Origin of the sequence: Pseudomonas sp. B21-040, assembly GCF_024748695.1 — a bacterium.
In the GTDB taxonomy this organism is placed as follows: domain Bacteria; phylum Pseudomonadota; class Gammaproteobacteria; order Pseudomonadales; family Pseudomonadaceae; genus Aquipseudomonas.
On record NZ_CP087176.1, the window covers coordinates 6,061,403 to 6,079,080 of the forward strand.

Here is a 17,678-nt window from a genome sequence, read left to right on the forward strand (position 1 = left end):
AGTCAGCACCGAAAGAGTTCTGGGGGGTAAACAGCAACCGCCTGTTCGGTTGCTGCCAGCATCGACTGAGTGATCCGGCGTCGGCTCCACGTATCGAGCGAGGTGACGTCATGAGTATCTTTAGCCACTTCCAACAACGCTTCGAGTCCACACGCCAGGAAGAACTCTCACTGCAAGAGTATCTTGAGCTGTGCAAAAAGGACCGCAGCGCCTACGTTTCCGCCGCCGAGCGTCTGCTGCTGGCCATCGGAGAACCGGAGCTGCTCGACACCTCGACCAACTCGAGACTGTCGCGAATCTTTTCCAACAAAGTGATCCGTCGCTATCCGGCCTTTGAAGACTTCCACGGGATGGAAGAATGCATCGACCAGATCGTGTCGTATTTCCGTCATGCCGCTCAGGGCCTGGAAGAAAAGAAACAGATCCTCTACTTGCTTGGCCCCGTCGGTGGCGGTAAGTCATCCCTGGCCGAGAAGCTGAAACAACTGATCGAAAAAGTGCCCTTCTACGCAATCAAGGGCTCACCGGTATTCGAGTCGCCACTGGGTCTGTTCAACGCCACCGAAGATGGCGCGATCCTCGAAGAAGACTTCGGCATCCCGCGGCGCTACCTCAACACCATCATGTCGCCATGGGCCACCAAGCGCCTGGCCGAATTCGGCGGCGACATCAGCCAGTTCCGGGTGGTGAAACTCTATCCGTCGATCCTCAATCAGATCGCCGTGGCCAAGACCGAGCCGGGTGACGAGAACAACCAGGACATCTCGGCCCTGGTGGGCAAGGTCGATATCCGCAAACTGGAAGAATACCCACAGAACGACGCCGATGCTTACAGCTACTCGGGCGCCCTGTGCCGCGCCAACCAGGGGCTGATGGAATTCGTCGAAATGTTCAAGGCGCCGATCAAGGTGCTGCACCCATTGCTGACCGCCACCCAGGAAGGTAACTACAACAGTACCGAAGGCCTCGGGGCGATCCCGTTTACCGGGATCCTGCTGGCCCACTCCAACGAATCGGAATGGCACACCTTCCGCAACAACAAGAACAACGAAGCGTTTATCGACCGGATCTACATCGTCAAAGTGCCGTACTGCCTGCGGGTCAGCGACGAAGTGAAGATCTACGACAAGCTGCTGTTCAACAGTTCGCTGGCCAAGGCCCATTGCGCGCCCGACACCCTGAAAATGCTTGCCCAGTTCACCGTGCTCTCGCGCCTCAAGGAGCCGGAAAATTCGAACATCTACTCCAAGATGCGTGTGTACGACGGTGAAAACCTCAAGGACACCGATCCGAAGGCCAAGTCGATCCAGGAATACCGCGACAACGCTGGTGTCGACGAAGGCATGAACGGTCTTTCGACCCGCTTCGCGTTCAAGATCCTGTCGAAGGTCTTCAACTTCGATCCGCACGAAATCGCCGCCAACCCGGTGCATTTGCTGTACGTGCTGGAACAACAGATCGAACAGGAACAGTTCCAGGCTGAAACCCGCGAGCGCTACCTGCGCTTCCTCAAGGAGTACCTGGCACCGCGTTACATCGAGTTCATCGGCAAGGAAATCCAGACCGCTTACCTCGAATCGTACAGCGAGTACGGCCAGAACATCTTCGATCGCTACGTGCTGTACGCCGACTTCTGGATCCAGGACCAGGAATACCGCGACCCGGAAACCGGCGAAATCCTCAATCGTGTCGCCCTGAACGAAGAGCTGGAGAAAATCGAGAAACCGGCCGGCATCAGCAATCCGAAGGATTTCCGCAACGAAATCGTCAACTTCGTGCTGCGCGCCCGGGCCAACAACAACGGCAAGAACCCGACCTGGCTCAGCTACGAAAAACTTCGGGTGGTCATCGAGAAGAAAATGTTCTCCAACACCGAGGACCTCCTGCCGGTCATCAGCTTCAACGCCAAGGCCAGCAAAGAGGACCAGCAGAAGCACAACGACTTCGTCACACGGATGGTCGAGCGCGGTTACACCGACAAACAGGTCCGACTGCTGTCCGAGTGGTACCTGCGGGTCAGAAAATCACAATAACCCGCTGCCGGTCAGACCGGTTGTCGTCAGCCAGAGGCCTGTGCATGCATTTTCTGTTACACAAGCCTCTGGAAGGTGTTCGAAAGTCGGTAGCGAGTTCAAGCAGCATCCACAGCGCTTGGGGGAGCGTCGCATATCCCTTGGCCCTCGGTTCGATGCTGCACCACCGCTCGCCCCTTTCAGGACAGCTTCTAAGGAGCAGTCATGAGCTATGTGATCGACCGACGTCTCAATGGCAAGAACAAGAGCACGGTGAACCGTCAGCGGTTTCTGCGGCGTTACCGTGACCACATCAAAAAGGCTGTCGAAGAGGCGGTCAGCCGGCGGTCCATTACCGACATGGAACACGGCGAACAGATCAGCATTCCCGGTCGGGACATCGACGAACCGGTGCTTCATCACGGTCGCGGCGGCAAACAAACCGTCGTACATCCAGGCAACAAGGAGTTCACCAGCGGCGAGCACATCGCCCGCCCACCCGGAGGTAGCGGCGGTAGAGGCCCCGGCAAGGCTGGCAACTCGGGTGAAGGGATGGACGAATTCGTCTTCCAGATCACCCAGGAAGAATTCCTCGAGTTCATGTTCGAAGACCTCGAATTGCCGAATCTGGTCAAACGCAACCTGACCGGCACCGACACGTTCAAAACGGTGCGTGCAGGCATCAGCAACGAAGGCAACCCGTCGCGCATCAATATCATCCGCACCCTGCGTTCGGCCCACGCACGGCGCATTGCCCTGTCCGGCAGCAGCCGGGCGAAACTGCGTGAAGCCAAAGAAGAACTTCTGCGCCTGAAGCTGGAGGAACCGGACAACTTCGGCGATATCCAGAAAATCGAAGAAGAAATCGAAAAACTCAGTGCGCGCATTCATCGCATCCCGTTCCTCGATACGTTCGACCTCAAGTACAACCTGCTCATCAAGCAGCCCAATCCCAGTTCCAAAGCGGTGATGTTCTGCCTGATGGACGTCTCCGGCTCCATGACGCAGGCGACCAAGGACATCGCCAAGCGCTTCTTTATCCTGCTGTACCTGTTTCTCAAGCGTAACTACGACAAGATCGACGTCGTGTTCATCCGCCACCACACCAGTGCCCGCGAAGTGGATGAAGAAGAGTTCTTCTACTCGCGCGAAACCGGCGGCACCATCGTGTCCAGTGCCTTGAAACTGATGCAGGAGATCATGGCCGAGCGTTATCCGAGCAACGAGTGGAACATTTATGCCGCCCAGGCTTCGGACGGCGACAACTGGAATGACGATTCGCCGATCTGCCGTGACATTCTGATCAACCAGATAATGCCGTTCGTGCAGTACTACACTTACGTTGAGATCACCCCGCGCGAACATCAGGCCCTGTGGTTCGAGTACGAGCGCATAGCCGAAGCCTTTTCTGACACTTTCGCCCAGCAGCAACTGGTCTCGGCCGGGGATATCTACCCGGTCTTCCGTGAACTCTTCCAGCGCAGGTTAGTGACATGACCGCCAAAGAGCAGAAGCGCCAACCCATTTCCACCGGCTCCGAATGGACGTTCGAGCTGATCCAGGCCTATGACCGCGAAATCAGCCGCCTGGCAGCTCGTTACGCACTCGATACGTACCCCAACCAGATCGAAGTCATCACCGCCGAGCAGATGATGGACGCCTACGCCTCGGTCGGTATGCCACTGGGGTACCACCATTGGTCCTACGGCAAACACTTCCTCAGCACGGAAAAGTCCTACAGTCGCGGGCAGATGGGGCTGGCCTACGAGATCGTGATCAACTCAGACCCGTGCATCGCTTACCTGATGGAAGAAAACACCATCTGCATGCAGGCGCTCGTCGTGGCACATGCCTGCTACGGGCATAACAGCTTTTTCAAAGGCAATTACCTGTTCCGCACCTGGACCGACGCCAGCTCGATCATTGATTACCTGGTGTTTGCCAAGCAGTACATCATGCAGTGCGAGGAGCGCCACGGCATCGACGCGGTGGAGGACTTGCTGGACTCCTGCCACGCACTGATGAACTACGGTGTCGACCGCTACAAACGCCCCTACCCGATTTCCGCTGAAGAAGAACGGCGCCGGCAAAAGGATCGGGAAGAGCATTTGCAGAAACAGATCAATGATTTGTGGCGCACGATTCCAAAAGGCGCAGACAAGTACAGCGACAAGGACAATGCACGCTTCCCCGCCGAACCTCAGGAAAATATCCTGTACTTCATCGAAAAACACGCGCCGCTACTGGAGCCTTGGCAGCGGGAAATCGTGCGGATCGTGCGCAAGATCGCTCAGTATTTTTACCCTCAGCGCCAGACCCAGGTGATGAACGAAGGCTGGGCCACGTTCTGGCACTACACGTTGATGAACGACCTGTACGACGAAGGCCTGGTCACCGACGGCTTCATGATGGAGTTCCTGACATCCCACACCAGCGTTGTGTTTCAACCCGGCTTTGACAGCCCTTACTACAGCGGAATCAACCCTTACACCCTCGGGTTTGCCATGTACCGGGACATCCGGCGGATGTGCGAAGAACCCACCGATGAAGATCGCCACTGGTTCCCGGAAATTGCCGGCACCGACTGGCTGTCAACCATCAAGTTCGCCATGAGCAGCTTCAAGGATGAGAGTTTTATCCTTCAGTACCTGTCACCGAAAGTGATTCGCGACCTGAAACTGTTCAGCATTCTCGATGACGATCAAAAGGACGACCTGCTCGTACCAGCGATTCACGATGAAGAAGGCTACCGAATCATCCGTGAAACCCTGGCGGCGCAGTACAACCTGGGCAATCGCGAACCCAACGTGCAGATTTACAGCATTGACCGGCGCGGCGACCGCTCCCTGACCCTGCGCCACCAGCAACACGACCGCAAACCGCTGGGCGAGTCCACCGAGGAAGTGCTCAAGCACCTGCACCGCCTGTGGGGTTTTGATATCCACCTGGAAACCTTGCAAGGCGATCAGGTGATGAAAACCCATCACGTTCCACCCAGAAACGAGCATAGCGAAGGGGATTACGGCCGGCTGGACTTGGCCGTCATTCATCTTTGAGCGGGTTTGAGCCTCCGAAAGTTCGACGCAACGGTTATTCTGTCGAGCTAACGGAGGTTTTTTATGCAGATTTATAAAGTCGGCGGTGCCGTACGTGATCGCCTGCTCGGCAAACCTGTCACCGATATCGACTGGGTCGTGGTGGGCGCCACCACTGAAGAGATGCTCGCCAAGGGATTTCGCCCGGTCGGGGCGGACTTCCCGGTATTTCTTCACCCTAAAAGCGGTGAGGAATATGCCCTTGCCCGTACCGAACGCAAGAGTGGACGCGGATATGGCGGTTTCACCTTTCACGCCAGTCCCGAAGTCACCCTCGAAGAAGACCTGATCCGTCGCGACCTGACGATTAACGCCATGGCCGAGGACGATCAGCAAAACCTGACCGACCCCTACCATGGCCAGCGCGATCTGGAAGCCCGCCTTCTTCGTCACGTTTCCCCCGCGTTCGCCGAAGATCCGCTCCGTGTCCTGCGCGTCGCCCGTTTTGCAGCACGCTATGCGCCGCTAGGTTTCAACGTCGCGCCCGAGACCATGGAGTTGATGCGCCAGCTCAGCGAATCGGGCGAACTGGAAGCGCTGACCGCCGAACGCAGCTGGAAAGAAATTTCCCGAGCATTGATGGAAGATCAGCCGCAAGTGTTCATCGAAGTGCTGCGCGGGTGCGGCGCTCTCAAGGTGCTGATGCCTGAAGTTGACGCGTTGTTTGGCGTCCCCCAGCCCGAGGCTCATCACCCGGAAATCGACACCGGGGTGCATACGCTGAGCGTGCTCGAGCAAGCGGCGCATCACAAACAACCGCTGACCGTGCGCTGGGCCTGCCTGCTGCATGACCTGGGCAAAGGACTGACACCCGAAGAAGACTGGCCCCGGCACATTGCCCATGAACACAGGGGTTTGAAGCTGATCAAAGCGGTCAACGAACGGTTCAAGGCACCGAGAGATTGCCAGGAACTGGCACTGCTGGTGGGCGAATATCATACCCATGGTCATCGCGCCCTGGAGCTGAAGCCTTCGACGCTGCTGGATTTGCTACAGAGTTTTGACGTCTACCGACGACCTCAGCGGTTCGAAGAATTTATCCACGCGTGTGAGATGGATGCACGCGGACGCAAAGGTCTGGAACAGAGAACTTATCCACAGGCGGATTATTTGCGCGGTGCGGCGACGGCAGCCAGAAGCGTGGCGGTCCAGCCGCTGCTGGAGAAGGGCTTCAAAGGGCCGGAGTTGGGTGAAGCGATCAAGCGTGAACGACTGAAGGCGCTGAAGGCCTACAAAGAAGCGGCGTCTGTCTGAAAGCTATCGCGGGCAAGCCCGCTCCCACAGGTACGATGCAACCCTTGTGGGAGCGGGCTTGCCCGCGATGATGTCAGTCAAATCACAGCAAATTCGAAGGTGTTAGCTGCTCGCCACGCCACTCAAACGCAACCGGCGCCAATACTTGATCAATCTGCGCTTCGCCCCACAAGGTCGCAAAGCTCTTTCCTACACCCGGATGCACGCGATCAGGCGCAATCAGCGATAACGGCCACAGCACGAAAGCGTTCTTCAAAATTTCGGCTCGCGGCAGGATCAAACCATCAAAATTACCCACCAGATCACCAAACAGCAGGACGTCGATATCCAGCGGCAATCCCTTGCGGTCCGGTGCGTAGCGACCGTTGTCCGCCTCGATGAATTTCAATCGACGGTCGAGCTCCATCAGCGGCAGATCGGTGTAAGCCGACACCACGAAATTGAAGAACGGCCCGCTCTTGATGCCCACTGGCTGGCTTTCGAACACCGCCGAACAGCGGATATCCACCAGAAACTCCGCAAGGGCATCCAGACCTGCCTGCAAATGGGTTTCACGCTCGATATTGCTACCGAGCCCGAGGTACACCTGAGTCAGCGACATCCGCGCTCGATCTCCACGCCCACACCACCGGTGGCCGCCGGGACAGCGCCAGGCTTGGTCAGCTTGAGGCGCATCCAGGTGATCTTGAATTCATTCATCAGCACTTCAACCAGACGCTCGGCAAAAGTCTCGACCAGTTGGTATTGCGCCTGCTCGGCAAACGCCTGGATGCGCGACGACACACTGGCGTAATCGAGCGCCAGGGTCAGGTCGTCACCGGCGGCGGCCGGGCGATTGTCCCAGGCGAAGCTCAGATCAAGACGCAGGCACTGTCGGATGCCTCGCTCCCAGTCGTAGGCACCGATCACGGTGTCGACTTCCAGGCCCTCGATAAACACTCTGTCCAAGCACTTTTCTCCGCTGCACGACAAGGGCGCAATGCGCCGTTAGAATCAGGGCGTCCTCGCCCGGAATAGTTAGCATGTTTTGGTTATTGGCGATCCTCGCCTACCTGCTCGGCTCGCTGTCCTTCGCCATTTTGCTCAGCCGCCTGACCGGGAGTCCCGATCCGCGAATGAGTGGCTCAGGCAATGCCGGTGCCACCAACATGTTGCGCCTGGCCGGCAAGAAACTCGCCGTCCTGACCCTTCTCGGCGACCTCTGCAAAGGCTTGCTGCCCGTGCTGATCGCCGCTCTTGCCGGTCTTTCGCTGCAAGAACAGGCCTGGATCGGCATCTGCGCCGTCATCGGCCATCTGTTTCCAGTGTACTTTCGCTTTCGCGGTGGCAAAGGTGTCGCCACCGCGGCCGGCATGTTGCTGGGGCTATACCCGCCCGCCGCGTTGCTGGCGGTCTGCGCCTGGCTGCTGACATTCTACCTGACCCGCACCAGCTCACTCGCCGCCCTGATCGCCACACCCCTGACGCTGCCGCTGCTTGCCTGGCAAGAACCGGCGGCGTTGCTGCCCATGAGCGTGCTCACCGGGCTGATTGTCTGGCGTCATCGCGGCAATCTACGCGACCTGTTTGCCGGGCGCGAACGGCATTTTTAAATACCGGACGTGAGCGCGGCTCATCAAAGCGCAGACAACTGCTCCATCGGCCAACGCGCCTGCACGCTGATCGCCAAAGATTCATGCTGGCCGGCCTGCAAGCGCTGGCAACCGGCAAACGCGATCATCGCGCCATTGTCGGTGCAGAACTCCGGGCGGGCATAAAACACATCACCCTTCATGTCGCCGAGCATTTTCTCCAGCGAGGTGCGCAGGGCCTTGTTGGCGCTGACGCCCCCGGCAATCACCAGGCGCTTCATGCCCGCTTGCTTCAGGGCTCGCTTGCACTTGATGGTCAAAGTCTCCACCACGGCCTGCTGGAACGCCAGAGAGATGTCGCAACGGGCTTGCTCGCTGTCGTCCCCGGCGCTGACGCTTTGCTGCCAGGTGTTCAGGGCGAAGGTTTTCAAGCCACTGAAACTGAATGCCAGGCCTGGACGGTCGCACATCGGACGCGGAAACGTGAATCGTCCCGCAACACCTTGCTCGGCCAGACGCGCGATTTCCGGGCCGCCCGGATAATTGAGCCCCATCATCTTCGCGGTCTTGTCAAAGGCCTCACCGGCGGCATCATCCAGCGTCTCGCCCAAAAGCGTGTACTGACCGATCCCGTCGACCTGAACCAACTGCGTATGACCACCGGACACCAACAAAGCGACGAACGGGAATTCGGGCGGTTGCGTCTCCAGCATAGGCGCCAGCAAGTGGCCTTCCATGTGGTGCACACCCAAGGCCGGAATACCCCAGGCAAAGGCCAGCGCCTGGGCGCAGGAAGCCCCCACCAGCAACGCCCCAACCAGGCCAGGACCCGCGGTATAAGCGATCGCGTCGATCTCGGTCGGCACACAGTCAGCTTCGGCCAACACCTGACGAATCAAGGGCAGCATCCGTTTCACGTGATCGCGCGAGGCCAGCTCCGGCACCACACCACCATAGGCGCGGTGCAAGTCGATCTGACTGAACAGTGCGTCGGCCAACAGCCCGCGTTCACTGTCATATAATGCGACGCCGGTTTCGTCGCAGGAGGTTTCTAATCCCAGTACTAGCATGGGTTTGCGCCTTGTTTAGGCTGAATTCGAAGGCGCGCATAATAGTCGCCGCGTGATGCCCCGACCAGCGGTTTTCGATCAGAGGCTTTGCATTCCGAGCGATGAGGAGTTAACATCCGCAACCCTTAAAAACCGACGTCTTCAAGTGCTCTTTTGCCGCGAGGATGTTGACCCCGGTAATGAATGAAGGTAGCTCTGGATGCCAGCCGTCAAAGTAAAAGAGAACGAACCCTTCGACGTAGCTCTGCGTCGTTTCAAGCGCTCCTGCGAAAAAGCCGGTGTACTGGCTGAAGTTCGTAGCCGCGAATTTTACGAGAAGCCAACTTCCGAGCGTAAGCGCAAAGCAGCAGCCGCTGTTAAGCGTCACGCGAAGAAAGTTCAGCGCGAACAGCGCCGCGCCGTTCGTCTGTACTAATACACAGACGATCGTAGCAAGCTTCTGCCAAGCCCGGCTCTCAGCCGGGCTAATGGCATTTGCGTAAAACGCTTGATGCTTCACTGTCGAAGCCGCAGACGCGACCAAGACAAACCTGCTTTACAGCGTCAGACCTGGCTCTTTTGCCAGCGGTGCACGTCTTTTCTGACGAGCCTTCCAAGGCTACTGACGAGCACACCCACTGATTCCTCTCACGACGATCAGCCCAAGGCACCTGCTTGCGTGCCCGCTTATTGAGCTATCCGAGGCCATCGACAGGCCGCAGCGGATTCAGCGCAACACTTTCAAACAGTCGATTACTGATTGGTATTAACGTCAGTGGATTTTCGGCAGATACACTCCCCGATAGCGATTACGCAGACGACACCGGTCGAGCCGCACTTTTTGCGCGCCTCAAACAACGACCCGCGTCCGGCCGCCCTTCGTTAAAGGTCCATTTCAGCGCAGATGACGAGAACGCCATGGCCGGGCTAATTCCCCAGAGCTTCATTGACGACCTTCTGAACCGCACCGACATCGTCGATGTGGTCAGCTCGCGCCTGCAATTGAAAAAGGCCGGCAAGAACCACACCGCTTGCTGCCCGTTCCACAAAGAGAAAACCCCGTCTTTCAGCGTCAGCCCCGACAAACAGTTCTATTACTGCTTCGGCTGCGGTGCTGGCGGTAACGCCCTCGGCTTCATCATGGACCACGACAACCTGGATTTCGTCCAGGCCGTCGAAGAACTGGCCAAAGCAGCCGGTATGGAAATCCCCCGTGAAGAAAGCGGTCGGGCGCACAAACCGCGGCAACCAACCGATTCGCCGCTGTATCCGCTGCTCACCGCTGCCGCCGACTTTTATCGTCAGGCGCTGAAAAGCCATCCGTCACGCAAAGCCGCGGTGGATTACTTGAAGGGCCGCGGACTGACCGGCGAGATTGCCCGCGACTTCGGCCTCGGCTTTGCCCCGCCGGGCTGGGACAACCTGTTCAAGCACTTGAGCAGCGATACCCTGCAACAAAAAGCCATGGTCGACGCCGGGCTGCTGATCGAGAACGCCGAAACAGGCAAACGCTATGACCGCTTCCGCGATCGCGTGATGTTCCCGATTCGCGACAGCCGTGGGCGCATCATCGCTTTCGGCGGCAGGGTACTGGGCGACGACAAACCGAAATACCTGAACTCACCGGAAACACCGGTCTTCCATAAAGGCCAGGAACTCTACGGTCTTTATGAAGCACGCAAAAACAACCGCAACCTCGACGAAATCATCGTCGTCGAAGGCTATATGGACGTCATCGCCCTCGCCCAGCAAGGCCTGCGCAATGCCGTCGCGACCCTGGGCACCGCCACCAGCGAAGAGCACTTGAAGCGTCTGTTTCGCGTCGTGCCCAACGTGCTGTTCTGTTTCGACGGCGACCAGGCTGGCCGTAATGCCGCCTGGCGGGCACTGGAAGCGACACTGCCCTGCCTACAAGACGGGCGGCGCGCACGCTTTCTGTTCCTGCCGGAAGGCGAAGACCCGGATACATTGGTTCGCTCCGAAGGCACGGATGCCTTCCGTGCGCGAATCAACCAGCACGCCCAGCCACTGGCGGATTATTTCTTCCAGCAGTTGACCGAGGAGTCGGACCCGCGCTCGCTGGAAGGAAAGGCCCACATGGCCACCCTCGCCGCGCCGCTGATCGACAAGGTACCGGGTGCCAACCTGCGCATCCTGATGCGCCAGCGTCTGAGCGAAATCACCGGGCTTAGCGGTGAAGCCGTCAGCCAACTGGCGCAAAGCGCCCCGCAGGAAGCGCCACCGGCATACGATCCAGGCATCGATTACGACGCCATGCCCGATTACAGCGACTACCATCAGCCGCAGTCACAAGAGATGTACGCGCCGCAGCAGGAGTGGACGCCGAAAAAACCCGGCGCTGGCGGCAAGAAGTGGGACAAGAAACCCTGGGACAAGAATGGCAAACGCGGTGGCGATCGTGATCAACCGAGCGCCCCGCGCACTCCAATTGCCGTGGAAGCCCCAACGCTGATCGCACTTCGAACCCTCATTCATCATCCAGACCTGGCCGGCCGGGTAGAAACCGCCGACCATTTCGCCAATGAGAGCAATACCTACGCACAGCTGCTGGTCGCACTGATCGAAGCGGTGCAAAAAAATCCTAAGCTAAACTCAATTCAGCTTATGGCCCGCTGGCACGGGACTGAGCAGGGGCGTTTGCTCAAGGCATTGGCGGAAAAGGAATGGCTGATTGCAGGTGACAACCTTGAACAACAGTTTTTAGACACCATTACTAGGCTATCAGCCGCTCAACACACGGATAGCCTGGAAGTACTAATCAGGAAAGCAAGGCAGCCAGGATTGACCGCGGAGGAAGCAAATCAGATAGCAAATCAGATGCGCGACCTATTAAAACGCAATATGGCTGTATCAAACCCGACCTCAACTGGCGCGTGAGGTCATAGCTCAGGTATAATCCTCGGCTTGTTTTTTGCCCGCCAAGACCTTCAGTGGATAGGGTGTTATGTCCGGAAAAGCGCAACAGCAGTCTCGTATCAAAGAGTTGATCACACTTGGTCGTGAGCAGGGTTACCTGACTTACGCGGAGGTCAACGACCACCTGCCGGAGGATATTTCAGATCCGGAACAGGTGGAAGACATCATCCGCATGATCAATGACATGGGGATCAACGTATTCGAGGTTGCGCCAGATAAGGATTCCCTTATGCTGGCCGACGCCGATACCGACGAAGCCGCGGCCGAAGAGGCAGCAGCAGCGTTGGCAGCGGTCGAGACCGACATTGGTCGCACCACCGACCCAGTGCGCATGTACATGCGTGAAATGGGTACGGTAGAGCTCCTCACACGTGAAGGCGAAATCGAAATCGCCAAACGTATTGAGGAGGGCATCCGCGAAGTGATGGGCGCAATTGCGCACTTCCCTGGCACGGTTGACCATATTCTCTCCGAATACACTCGCGTCACCACCGAAGGTGGCCGCCTGTCCGACGTCCTGAGCGGTTATATCGACCCGGACGACGGCATTGCACCGCCTGCTGCAGAAGTGCCACCGCCGATCGATCCGAAAGCCGCTCCCGCTGCCGACGACACCGACGACGATGACGCCGAAGCAACGGATGACGAAGAAGAAGCCGAAAGCGGCCCGGATCCGATCATCGCTGCACAGCGTTTTGGCGCTGTCTCCGATCAGATGGAAATCACCCGCAAGGCGCTGAAAAAGCACGGTCGTGGCAATAAGCTGGCAATCGCCGAGCTGTTGGCCCTGGCTGAGCTGTTCATGCCGATCAAACTGGTTCCGAAGCAATTCGAAGGCCTGGTCGAGCGTGTTCGCAGTGCCCTGGATCGTCTGCGTCAGCAAGAGCGCGCGATCATGCAACTTTGCGTTCGTGATGCCCGCATGCCGCGTGCCGACTTCCTGCGCCAGTTCCCGGGCAATGAAGTTGACGAAAGCTGGACCGATGCACTGGCCAAAGGCAAGAGCAAATACGCTGAAGCCATTGGTCGCCTGCAACCGGACATCATTCGTTGCCAGCAGAAGCTGACCGCGCTGGAAACCGAAACCGGTTTGACGATCGCCGAGATCAAGGACATCAACCGTCGCATGTCGATCGGTGAGGCCAAGGCCCGCCGCGCGAAAAAAGAGATGGTCGAAGCGAACTTGCGTCTGGTGATCTCCATCGCCAAGAAGTACACCAACCGTGGCCTGCAATTCCTCGATCTGATCCAGGAAGGCAACATCGGTTTGATGAAAGCGGTAGACAAGTTCGAATACCGCCGCGGCTACAAATTCTCGACTTATGCCACCTGGTGGATCCGTCAGGCGATCACTCGCTCGATCGCCGACCAGGCCCGCACCATCCGTATTCCGGTGCACATGATCGAGACGATCAACAAGCTCAACCGTATTTCCCGTCAGATGTTGCAGGAAATGGGTCGCGAACCGACTCCGGAAGAGCTGGGCGAACGCATGGAAATGCCTGAGGACAAGATCCGCAAGGTATTGAAGATCGCTAAAGAGCCGATCTCCATGGAAACCCCGATCGGTGATGACGAGGACTCCCATCTGGGTGACTTCATCGAAGACTCGACCATGCAGTCGCCAATCGATGTCGCCACTGTTGAGAGCCTTAAAGAAGCGACTCGCGAAGTGCTGTCCGGCCTCACTGCACGTGAAGCCAAGGTTCTGCGCATGCGCTTCGGTATCGACATGAATACCGACCACACCCTTGAGGAAGTTGGTAAGCAGTTCGACGTGACCCGTGAACGGATTCGTCAGATCGAAGCCAAGGCACTGCGCAAGCTGCGCCACCCGACGAGAAGCGAGCATTTGCGCTCCTTCCTCGACGAGTAACAACAGAACCCCCGGCCCAGGCCGGGGGTTTTGCTTTATGCAGATTAAATCCCCCGCACATCCCCCCCACCGCTTAGCCCGTCTACACTCGAAACATTCCCCCGAGCCATAACGAGACCGTTATGCCCAGACTGCCGACCGTGCTTTTTTTGCTGTCGCTGATGACCTGGACCGCAACGGCTGGCGCGCTGACTCTGACCGACGACGAACGTAGCTGGCTGACCGCACACCCGGATTTACGCTTGGGTGTGGACGCGTCATGGCCGCCATTTGAGTTCCGCGACGAACAGGGCCGCTATCAAGGCCTGGCCGCGGACTACATCAACGTGATCCGCCAAAGGCTGGCGATCAAACTCACGCCCATCGAGCCGGTCAGTTGGACGGTCGTACTGGAACAGGCCAAGCAAGGCAAGCTAGACATGTTACCGGGCATCATGTCGACCCCGGAACGCCAGTCATACCTGTCGTTTACGCGCCCCTACCTCGACTTTCCGATTGTCATCCTGGCCCATGTCGGCGGCGCCCAACCGCACAAGCTCGAAGACCTGTACGGGCTAAAGATTGCCGTGGTGGAAAACTATGCGCCGCATGAGCTACTGCGCACCCACCACCCAGACTTGAATCTGGTGCCGATGTCCAATGTGAGTTCAGCCTTGCAGGCGCTGGCCACCGATGAAGTAGACGCCGTGGTGGGCGATCTCGCTTCCAGCGTCTGGAGCCTTCGTCAGCTCAAGCTCGAAGGGTTGTATGTCAGCGGCGAAACCCCGTATCGCTATCAACTGGCAATGGCCGTGCCCCCCAACAACAAGGTGCTGGTCGGCATTCTGGATAAAGTGCTGGCGGACATGAGCCCGAGTGAAATCAGCGCCATTCAGGAACACTGGGTCGGAAATGTCCTGGATCACCGTAGCTTCTGGTCGGATCTGCTGGCTTACGGCTTGCCGGGGCTGCTGTTTCTGATGGTCATGCTGGCCGTGGTGATTCGGATCAACCGTCGACTGAGTTCTGAAATTGCTCGTCGGGTCGACCTCGAACAGGAGCTGCGCAGCAGCGAGTACCACTATCGCGGGCTGGTCGAGAGTCTGTCGGCCATCGCGTGGGAAGCACGGATCAGCGATTACACCTACAGCTACGTGTCGCCACACGCCGAAGACCTGCTGGGATATCCCCTGTCCCATTGGCTGATTCCGGGGTTCTGGCGCAATATCATCCACCCTGCGGACCTGACACGGGCTCAAACCTACTGCGATCACGAAGTGCTGGCCGGGCGCGATCACAGCGTTGATTACCGGGTCATCACCGCCGATGGCCGCTGCCTGTGGGTGCGCGACATCGTCAGCCTGATCGAGCACGGCCATGAGCCGGTGTTGCGCGGGTTGATGATCGACATCAGTGATGCCAAGCGCACTGAAGAGGCGCTAAGCCTTTCCGAGCAAAAATTCGCCTCGGTATTCCAGCAGTGCCCGGACATCCTGGTGATCGCGCGGCTTAGTGACGGTTGTCTGCTAGAGGTCAACAAAGCGTTCGAAGAACAGATTGGTCTCAAGGCCGAAGAGGTCATAGGCCAGACCGCCACCGACCTGAACATCTGGGGCATACCCGGTGTGGGTCCGGGCCTGCTGCAACGTCTGCAGGCCGGCAGTATCCGCAACCTGGAAATGCCCTTTCGTCGCAGTAATGGCCACGTGTTTACCGGCCTGATTTCCGCCGAACCCTTTGATCTCGATACCACTCCCGCCCTCGTAGTGGTGGTGCGTGACATCAGCCAGCTAAAAGAAACCCAGCAACAACTGCAAACCTCCGAAGAGAAATTCGCCAAGGCCTTTCATGCTTCCCCAGACGGTTTGTTGCTGTCGCGCCAGAGCGACGGGTTACTGCTGGAGGTCAATGAAGGATTCAGCCGCATTACCGGTTTCAACAGCGCAATGTCCGTGGACCGGTCGGCCCTGGACCTGGGGATATGGGTCAACCTCAACGAACGCAAGCAAATGCTCGACCTGCTGCACCGCGATGGCTTCGTCCGCGACTTCAGCTGCCACATCCGCCGCAGCGACGGGCAGATCCGCCTCTGCGAGGTATCGAGCCGTCCGCTGCCGATCGGCGATGAAGATTGCATGCTGACCATTGCCCGGGACATTACCGAGCGGCACCTCATGCAGGAAAAGCTGCAACAGGCCGCCACCGTATTCGAAAGCACAGCCGAAGGTGTGTTGATCACCGACACCCAACAGCACATCAGCGCGGTCAACCGTGCCTTTACCGAGATTACCGGCTACAGCGAGAGCGAAGCACTGGGCCACACCCCTCGCCTGCTCGCTTCGGGCCTCCACGACAGCGCATTCTATGCCGCGATGTGGCATCAGTTGACAGCCGAAGGTCATTGGCAAGGCGAGATTTCCAACCGCCGCAAGAACGGCGAACTCTATCCGAGCTGGCTGACCATCAGCGCTGTGCGCAACCGGGAAAAATTCATCACCCACTTTGTGGCGGTATTTGCCGATATTTCCAGCCTCAAACACGCCCAGGCCAAACTCGACTACCAGGCGCATCACGACCCACTGACCGGCCTGCCAAACCGCACGCTGTTCGAAAGCCGACTACAAACCGCACTCAACTCGCAGAAGGAAAACGGCGGCCAGGGCGCAGTGCTGTTCCTCGACCTGGACCGCTTCAAGCACATCAACGACAGCCTCGGCCACCCCGTCGGCGACCTGCTGCTCAAAGGCATCGCCGTGCGCCTCAAAGAGCAGTTGCGCGATATCGATACTGTTGCGCGCCTTGGTGGTGACGAATTCATCATTCTGCTACCGGGCCTTCAGCAATCCAGCGATGCCGACAATATTGCGACCAAGCTGCTCAACTGTTTCTCCGCGCCCTTCCAGGCCGGGGAGCATGAGTTTTTCATCAGCGCCAGTATCGGCACCAGCCTGTACCCCAACGACGGCTGGGACGTCGCCACGCTGGTCAAAAACGCCGACGCGGCGATGTACCGCTCCAAGGCCAAGGGGCGTAACCGGGTTGAAAGCTACACCCGCGACCTCACCGCACAGGCCAGCGAACGCGTGGCGCTGGAACATGAGCTGCGGCGCGCCATCGAGCGCAACGAACTATTCCTGCATTACCAACCGAAAATCAGCCTCGCCGACCATCGACTGGTCGGCGCCGAAGCGCTGATTCGCTGGCATCACCCGACCTTCGGCACCGTGCCGCCGGAACACTTCATTCCCCTGGCCGAAGAAAACGGCATGATTCTGCAAATTGGCGACTGGGTACTCGAGACGGCTTGCCGGCAGATGCAAGAGTGGAATCAGGTGTATGAATGCCTCGGCCCGCTCTCGGTCAACCTCGCAGGCGCCCAACTGCGCCAACCGAACCTGTTGGGGCGGATCGAACAACTGCTCAAGGACAGCCATCTCGCGCCGGGTTTTCTGCAACTGGAGATTACCGAAAACTTCATCATGAGCCAGGCCGAAGAAGCGCTGGCGGTGCTGCACCAACTCAAACAACTGGGTGTTCAGTTGGCCATCGATGACTTCGGTACGGGCTATTCGTCGCTGAGCTACCTCAAGCGCTTGCCGCTGGATATTCTCAAGATCGATCAGTCGTTCGTCCGCGGCCTGCCTGACGATCCGCACGATGCGGCGATCGTTCGCGCGATCATCGCGCTGGGCCGCAGCATGCAATTTACCGTCATTGCCGAAGGCGTCGAGACCGTGGCCCAACAGGAATTCCTCACTGCCGAAGGCTGTGAACAGATCCAGGGCTACATCGTCAGCCTGCCTCTGCCCCCCGACGAATTTGCCGCGACGTTTCTTCGTATAGCCGTATCCGATTTTTCGGATAGCACAGCCGAGAAACCGTCGCTATAATCCGCGACCTACTGA

General features: G+C 58.2%; 12 protein-coding genes. 9 read left to right on the forward strand and 3 right to left on the reverse strand.

From position 1 onward, the window contains the following. Window positions 1-110 precede the first annotated feature (110 nt). From LOY55_RS27845 to LOY55_RS27860, 4 genes are all read left to right on the forward strand, one after another. Entirely contained in the window at window positions 111-2,033 is a 1,923-nt protein-coding gene (locus LOY55_RS27845) for a PrkA family serine protein kinase (RefSeq protein ID WP_046029985.1), read from the forward strand. A gap of 204 nt (window positions 2,034-2,237) precedes the next feature. Then, window positions 2,238-3,509: a YeaH/YhbH family protein gene (locus LOY55_RS27850; protein ID WP_109785553.1), complete on the forward strand. Its 1,272-nt coding sequence runs from the start codon at window positions 2,238-2,240 to the stop codon at window positions 3,507-3,509. Then, a complete protein-coding gene (locus LOY55_RS27855; RefSeq protein ID WP_046029980.1) occupies window positions 3,506-5,068 on the forward strand; it encodes a SpoVR family protein in 1,563 nt (520 codons plus the stop codon). Before LOY55_RS27850 ends, LOY55_RS27855 begins: the two co-directional genes overlap by 4 nt. Window positions 5,069-5,131: 63 nt before the next feature. Continuing rightward, entirely contained in the window at window positions 5,132-6,361 is a 1,230-nt protein-coding gene (locus LOY55_RS27860; protein WP_046029978.1) for a multifunctional CCA addition/repair protein, read from the forward strand. Window positions 6,362-6,443: 82 nt separating this feature from the next. On the opposite strand, the gene folK is transcribed toward LOY55_RS27860, so the two are convergent. Both folK and folB read right to left on the reverse strand, forming a co-directional pair. Next, entirely contained in the window at window positions 6,444-6,962 is a 519-nt protein-coding gene (gene folK / locus LOY55_RS27865) for a 2-amino-4-hydroxy-6-hydroxymethyldihydropteridine diphosphokinase (RefSeq protein WP_077431165.1), read from the reverse strand. Then, complete coding sequence (gene folB, locus LOY55_RS27870) at window positions 6,953-7,309, reverse strand: dihydroneopterin aldolase (protein ID WP_077431164.1); 357 nt, start codon at window positions 7,307-7,309, stop codon at window positions 6,953-6,955. The genes folK and folB overlap by 10 nt, the downstream gene beginning before the upstream one ends. Window positions 7,310-7,383: 74 nt before the next feature. Between folB and plsY the strand changes: the two genes are divergently transcribed. Further along, window positions 7,384-7,953, forward strand: a complete 570-nt coding sequence (plsY, locus tag LOY55_RS27875; protein ID WP_046029970.1) for a glycerol-3-phosphate 1-O-acyltransferase PlsY — start codon at window positions 7,384-7,386, stop codon at window positions 7,951-7,953. 23 nt (window positions 7,954-7,976) lie between these two features. On the opposite strand, the gene tsaD is transcribed toward plsY, so the two are convergent. Further along, complete coding sequence (tsaD, locus tag LOY55_RS27880; RefSeq protein ID WP_027926719.1) at window positions 7,977-9,002, reverse strand: tRNA (adenosine(37)-N6)-threonylcarbamoyltransferase complex transferase subunit TsaD; 1,026 nt, start codon at window positions 9,000-9,002, stop codon at window positions 7,977-7,979. A gap of 199 nt (window positions 9,003-9,201) precedes the next feature. Between tsaD and rpsU the strand changes: the two genes are divergently transcribed. The 4 genes from rpsU to LOY55_RS27900 all read left to right on the forward strand — a co-directional run bounded on the left by rpsU (window position 9,202) and on the right by LOY55_RS27900 (window position 17,663). Then, window positions 9,202-9,417: a 30S ribosomal protein S21 gene (gene rpsU / locus LOY55_RS27885; RefSeq protein WP_002551877.1), complete on the forward strand. Its 216-nt coding sequence runs from the start codon at window positions 9,202-9,204 to the stop codon at window positions 9,415-9,417. 482 nt (window positions 9,418-9,899) lie between these two features. Further along, complete coding sequence (gene dnaG, locus LOY55_RS27890) at window positions 9,900-11,879, forward strand: DNA primase (RefSeq protein WP_223522844.1); 1,980 nt, start codon at window positions 9,900-9,902, stop codon at window positions 11,877-11,879. A 67-nt stretch (window positions 11,880-11,946) separates the two neighbouring features. Next, complete coding sequence (gene rpoD / locus LOY55_RS27895) at window positions 11,947-13,794, forward strand: RNA polymerase sigma factor RpoD (protein ID WP_046029963.1); 1,848 nt, start codon at window positions 11,947-11,949, stop codon at window positions 13,792-13,794. A 122-nt stretch (window positions 13,795-13,916) separates the two neighbouring features. Further along, a complete protein-coding gene (locus LOY55_RS27900; RefSeq protein ID WP_223522846.1) occupies window positions 13,917-17,663 on the forward strand; it encodes a bifunctional diguanylate cyclase/phosphodiesterase in 3,747 nt (1,248 codons plus the stop codon). The last annotated feature ends 15 nt before the right edge of the window (window positions 17,664-17,678 follow it).